Here is a 5,899-nt window from a genome sequence, read left to right as displayed (position 1 = left end):
GCATTCATCCCACTACCTTAGAGGTAGGGGATTTCTGCGGTAAAATGTTAAAACCATCTTTGCGTCGTACGATTTTACAGACTATGAGCCAGTAGACGATCGCTTGGATCTGTACTCCGGCTTTCACAATAAGTGGTTGCCAGAGCAGCGGCTTACGCTCTTGTCGTATGTGACTGGTGCATAAATAATTAAGGCTTAGAGTGTATATAAATATCATTTATTTGGAAGGTTCTTTGCTCAGCTAATTTCCTGAACCATGCACCTACCATCAAGCCAAATCCAGATCTTTATCCACCTGACAAGCATCATCATGCCATCGAATAAAGCCATTAATAGCGGCGCGTGTTAAGGCCTGTGTTGAGATGTCACTTGCAGCCACGCCAAAGCGAGTCGCCTCTCTACCAGAATAAGTCTCAATATAACGGCAGGCTCGATAATTTTTCGCATATTTATCATAATCAGCCAACCACTTTTCTCTAGCCTCAAGCGCGGCGTGACGCCACTCGTTTTCTTCCGAATCTACATCATCGCTAGGCATCGACCAAAAATCTTTCGTCGGAATGTTTTTATTCAATGTACCTTTCTCATTGACCTCTGCCATACGCCAAGGCTTAGCAGTAAGCCGCGCGCGAAAACAACACTGCGCTTGGCAAAGACGTACGTAATTAGCATCAGCATGGAAGTGCTCAAACCACTCTGCGACCAACGCATCACTAGGCTCGATGTTATCGTGGGTGGCGATGAGACGAAACCCTTCTGGCGTTTCATACAGTCGGAACTGTTCATGCGAATGTGTGGCCACTCGCTTGCGAACTAAGTCAACGACTAGGGGTTGCAATGAGGCAGTATCGTCAGCGCGTTTTTGCGTGCGCGCTTTGTCTTTTTTGCTGGCTTGTTGCCACAAATAAGCAGTGACAGCGACCATCACAGCTATCAGCCACAACCAAGATAGCTCTAGCCAAGCAATGACACTGGCAATAAGGACAAAAGCCAGAACAAAAAACCAAACCTTTACTTTGCCTGTTGGACTGCTTTGTTTGATGGCTAATTCGGTCATATAGCCATTTTCATCATATTCATCAGGATAGTGGTGATGCAGTAAGTCCGCATGATCGACATCGACAATCGCAATCTTATTGACATTAGCAACCTGTGCACCGTAACCATTGCGCGTGACTATCAACCCTGTATCAGACAGCTGATGTTCAGGTTGCCTATCTGCTATGTGACCTGCAATCAACCCTCTCTCTGAAAATCCATACTCAGCAACAATCTCTTCACGAATGGGAATGCCATTCTTTTCGTTGTACTCTTCACTACGCTCACGTTTGACAATATCTTCGCCATCCAGCCAGCGCTGATGAGCCTCATGCACCCGCTCTTTCGCACGGCCGAGCGCCCCTGCTCGACTGTCATCTGACCAACCGTATCGCTTGATGGTCACTTGTGTAGACTCGCCGCTGTCAGATGCGCCACCAGTGGACACTGACGACTTAAAGCTTTGTTTGTGTTGTGCCCAGTATTTAGGGATAAGCATGGGTTTGGGTTTGGGTTTGCCTTTGGTTCGTAAAAATCATTAGAAAATTGTATGGTTTATATATTGCGATTTACGATCTATGATTTTTAATACAATTAAAAATCATTTATTCCACAAGCTTTTAGTGATTCTGCCTGTTTGGATATAAATACCGACCTGATCCACAAACGATTCAAAGTCTTTATTCTCTTCAGTAATGCGATTGACTGACAGCCAGTCTATGTTGTTACGCTCTCTTGCAGGTATTAATATCTGACTATCAAAAAGTGACCGAGTATTTAGTATGATTACCCCAATACCATGTAAGCCTGATAACATTTGCAGCTCGCTTTCTACTGCTGAATCTAGACCTGTTACAACTAAATAAGCAAAATTAGCCCAGCTAGAATTTGAAACTGCCTGAAAGAAACTCTTCCGAACATTGCTTTTATTCAAATCTTTTTTAACTTCAAATGACCACAGCCGCACATAAGCATCATTACTGTTCCGAACACAGTCTCTCACCACACTAGACCAATTCTTATCCAATGTTTCTAGAGCAGCAATATCTGGATGCAGCCAGTGGTTACCACCTGCACCCTGTGTATTACGAGATTTACGCTCATCAATTCGTCTACAAAACAGCCCCATATCCTCTGCCAAAAAATCAATTAATAACGGGTAGAGTTCATGTTCGTTCAAAGCAAGCGTGTTTATACTACTATCAATAGAATCCACTGGAGGCTGTGAATGAACCACTGGCTCTTCAGAAGCATCTACACCTTCAGCCTCATTAATGCTTGGGGTTTCTGACCAGAAATATAATCTTGGGCGTGGCTTATCTTGTGTTGTCACGTTTTTACATTTTTTCTTTGCAGCTTCAGTACGCTCTCCACCTATTTCAGCAGCTAACTGAGCTATCAGTTCATCACGGTTTTTATAACGAGGGTTTTTCTGTTTTTCTTTAATTTCATTTGGATAACGCTCAATAAAAGTCTCTGCCATTTCACGAGCAGTAAAAGTACGTTCAGGGTTTTCCCTCAGTGTTTCGATAATCATTTGCACTCTGGTTGTCATACTGCCTCAATACTTAATGTCCAAGACTTTCACAAAAACACTATCATTAGATAATGTAAGAATTCCACAAAATTACACCCCACTTGCCTGCTTGGCAAATAGTCGCATCAGCGGTTTCATTTTACCCACACGATACATTCCTTCGCTACGTATCTGCTGCACAGGCCGCCATTGCGAAATCGACCCTGCAAACAACCAATTAAGCGCCGAAAAGCTGTGCATCATCAGGCTATTATGTGGACGGCGCAAACGCTCATAACCACGCAACGTTTGACTGGCACCCCAAATCGTACAACCACTACGGGCATAGTCATGCATCAGCTGCTCGCTTAGTACCTGCACGTCGAGCATGCCTAAGTTTAATCCCTGTCCCGCCAACGGATGCACACCATGCGCTGCATCACCGATCAATACTAGATTGTCTGCCACATAACTTTTGGCCTGCTGTGCCGTTAGTGGAAAGCTGGCAATCGACTCAATCTTTTTGATACCGCCAAGCTCATAGTTACTGGCAGCAGCCAACTTATCAGCGATGACACGATCGTCTTCTTCAAGCAGCGCCAACGCCTGATTGCGCGGCAGTGTCCACACGATAGACTGCCAATGTTGCGGGTTGGCTTTGTCTTCGTCGGTGATATCTGCCAACGGCAACAACGCTAGCGTTCCTGTGGGTAGCATGGCTTGACGGGCAGTAGCTCGATGGGGTTTTTCAGTCTGAATGGCACAGCAAATCGCTGTTTGCTGGTAATCGAGCGTATCCAGCGCAATAGCGGCCTGCTTACGTACGAAAGAACCGCGACCATCCGCGCCCACTAGTAGTTTCGCCTCTATCGCTGCGCCACCTTCTAGTTTTACCCGATAGCCTTGCTGCGCACCCAACCAATCCATATTAACGACTTTTTGCCCAGCCATGACTGTTAGATAGTCACACACATCCTCTGCAGATAGACGCTGCCATAATGCGTGTTCAATCACAGCAGGCTCGACCATACTACCAAGCAAATCTACAGCACTGTCCGCTTTGTTATCATCATTGTTATCGCTATTAGTGCTGTCATCAACGTCACCAAACAGTAACTCACCCATGCCGTTTAGCTGCCATACCTGCATTTGCGTATAGTCAGCTTTGCGCTCAGACAGCGCAACCTTTTGCCAAGCGCCGACCGCTTTTAGCAATTCAATACTAGCAAGGCTCAGGGCATAAACACGAGCATCACGGCGGCTTAGTACTTGCTGCCATTCTGATTCATCACGTGCAGGGCTTGCATCGACTAGCGTTACGGGGATTTTCGCCTGTGCCAATTTTAGCGCCAGCGTCGCACCGACGATACCGCCACCGATGATCAGCGTTTGGTTGTTTGTCATAATTTATCTCTTAATGTTTCTCTTTCAATCTGAACACGCTTGGCATATTAGAATGCGTATTATCATTACACTTTATCAATGTGCTTATACCGCTAATCTTACGATTTTAAGCCCATCGCGTAGTTGGCAACCAATGGCTTAATATTTGGCAGTTTATTAAATGCGACCAAGGCCACGTTGCGCGCCAGCTTGATGGCTGGGTTCGGATGCGTAAAACCATGAACAACAGCATCACAAAAACGAATCACTCTTTTTTGGTCGCTTAAGCGAGATTTTTCGTAGCGTTGTAATAATTGCGTCTCACCGATATCTGCACCTCTGAGTACTTGGGCGCTCATCATCTGTGCCAGCACGTGCGCGTCACGCATACAAAGGTTAAATCCTTGACCGGCCACTGGGTGCAAAGTATGGGCTGCATTTCCCATCATGACACAACGACCTGTTACTTGCTTGTCCGCTAATACACGAGTCAACGGATAGGCACCGCGGCGACCAGCAGTGACGAATTTTCCAGCACGTTGACCAAAGGCCTGCTGCAAAGTCTGTAAAAAGTGCGCATCATCCTCCAGATATTGGATTTCTTCACCTTTTGGACATATCCAGACCACCGAGCGTCTATAGTCTTGTTGGTATTCATCATTACCATCGCCTTCTGGATCGGTCAGTGGCAGCACCGCGAGTGGACCTGCTGGACTAAATCGCTCAATCGCCACATGCTCATGCGGCATAGAAGTCTCGACCACACCGACGATGGCCGTTTGCTGATAGTCATAACTGGTGGTGCTAATATTTAATAACTCACGCACCGTAGAATCCCGACCATCACAAGCGACCAAAACACTCGCTTGCAGTTGCTGCTGCTCTTCTTCATCGAAATGACTATAGCTCAACGTCACGCCGTCATCTTGTTGCTCGACAGCGTTGACATTGGCATTATCAACGATAGTAATCAGCGGCTCTTGCTGCGCGGCTAGTAACAGTTTGCGCCCAAGCCATGCGTTTTCCATTACCTGCCCAAAGGACTCTACTTTCTCTTCCGCTTTGTTCAGCTGCGCTCTACCAAAGCTACCTTGCTCACTGATCTGTACCGTATCGATACGGCAAGCATGGCTTTGTAACTCATCCCAAAGCCCAATCTCTTGATAAATCTGTACCGTACGTCGTGACAATGCGGTATTGCGACTGTCTAAATAGTGACTTCGCGTGCTGTCATCGTTCGGACTGATGGTTGGATAACGCATTTTTTCTAGTAACGTACTAGCGATACCATGATGCGCTAACAATAAAGCGAAAGACAAACCCACATGACCACCACCAGCGATTAGCACTTGTTGCTCAGTCATCGCCCCTATCTGTTTCGCATCTGATACATTCAGATCAGTACTTTCTATCATGATATTTCCTATTTGATCAGTTTGGCTCGTTTGTTATTCATACTATAAATCTCGCCATTGCTCACTGCATTTTATAGCAATAGATTATCACAGATTGACGATCATTCCGTCGCCTGCATGCTATTCATGGCGACAACGTAGCACTTTCACTCCGTTATTGCTCGCAGCGCCATTGATAAACAATATAAATAGATTCCAAACCAATTTAAATATAGTCGATTTAATTTGAAAGTAGTACAAAGCAACCGAATGTAGATGTATATTTAATACTTCAAGCGAAGTCAACGCAGTAATACTTTTATGGTGAAATGACTATAGTTGTATGGTGGTTGCAATCACCATACAAAAACCAAGACATCTCTGTCTGCTATGGCTTGAATTTTAAAAACAATCTACCATAATGAAAGCAAGACTTTGATTTACTTTCATCCACAAAACAATAATTCAATAATCCGATATTAATTTAGGGTGTGTCCTCATTTTAAAAATGGTGATAAAAATGAGATAAATGGCAGTCAAACAAGGAAAATAGCGCAGATAATATCGA

Annotated in this window: 4 protein-coding genes; all 4 read right to left on the bottom strand. The window is 45.0% G+C overall.

Annotation, left to right across the window (positions count from 1 at the left end):
• Positions 1-268: 268 nt before the first annotated feature.
• The 4 genes from L0J61_RS08545 to L0J61_RS08530 all read right to left on the bottom strand — a co-directional run bounded on the left by L0J61_RS08545 (position 269) and on the right by L0J61_RS08530 (position 5,352).
• Positions 269-1,537 (bottom strand): hypothetical protein, encoded by a 1,269-nt coding sequence (locus tag L0J61_RS08545; RefSeq protein ID WP_301466022.1) that lies wholly within the window; start codon positions 1,535-1,537, stop codon positions 269-271.
• A gap of 102 nt (positions 1,538-1,639) precedes the next feature.
• Positions 1,640-2,575, bottom strand: coding sequence for a COG2958 family protein (locus L0J61_RS08540; protein WP_301466023.1), 936 nt, complete (start codon positions 2,573-2,575; stop codon positions 1,640-1,642).
• 90 nt (positions 2,576-2,665) lie between these two features.
• A complete protein-coding gene (locus L0J61_RS08535) occupies positions 2,666-3,958 on the bottom strand; it encodes an FAD-dependent monooxygenase (protein WP_301466021.1) in 1,293 nt (430 codons plus the stop codon).
• Positions 3,959-4,056: 98 nt separating this feature from the next.
• Positions 4,057-5,352, bottom strand: a complete 1,296-nt coding sequence (locus L0J61_RS08530) for an FAD-dependent monooxygenase (protein ID WP_301466020.1) — start codon at positions 5,350-5,352, stop codon at positions 4,057-4,059.
• Positions 5,353-5,899: the final 547 nt, after the last annotated feature.

It is taken from the genome of Psychrobacter sp., assembly GCF_030457785.1.
Taxonomy (GTDB): Bacteria; Pseudomonadota; Gammaproteobacteria; order Pseudomonadales; family Moraxellaceae; genus Psychrobacter.
The sequence above is the reverse complement of the archived record's forward strand: the minus strand, read 5'-3'. Positions and strand labels throughout refer to the sequence as shown.

What these genes read in the sequence shown, in the direction of transcription:
- L0J61_RS08545 (WP_301466022.1), bottom strand. Translation starts at nt 1,537, where the DNA reads ATGCTTATCCCTAAATACTGGGCACAACACAAACAAAGCTTTAAGTCG.
- L0J61_RS08530 (WP_301466020.1), bottom strand. Translation starts at nt 5,352, where the DNA reads ATGATAGAAAGTACTGATCTGAATGTATCAGATGCGAAACAGATAGGG.
- L0J61_RS08535 (WP_301466021.1), bottom strand. Translation starts at nt 3,958, where the DNA reads ATGACAAACAACCAAACGCTGATCATCGGTGGCGGTATCGTCGGTGCG.
- L0J61_RS08540 (WP_301466023.1), bottom strand. Translation starts at nt 2,575, where the DNA reads ATGATTATCGAAACACTGAGGGAAAACCCTGAACGTACTTTTACTGCT.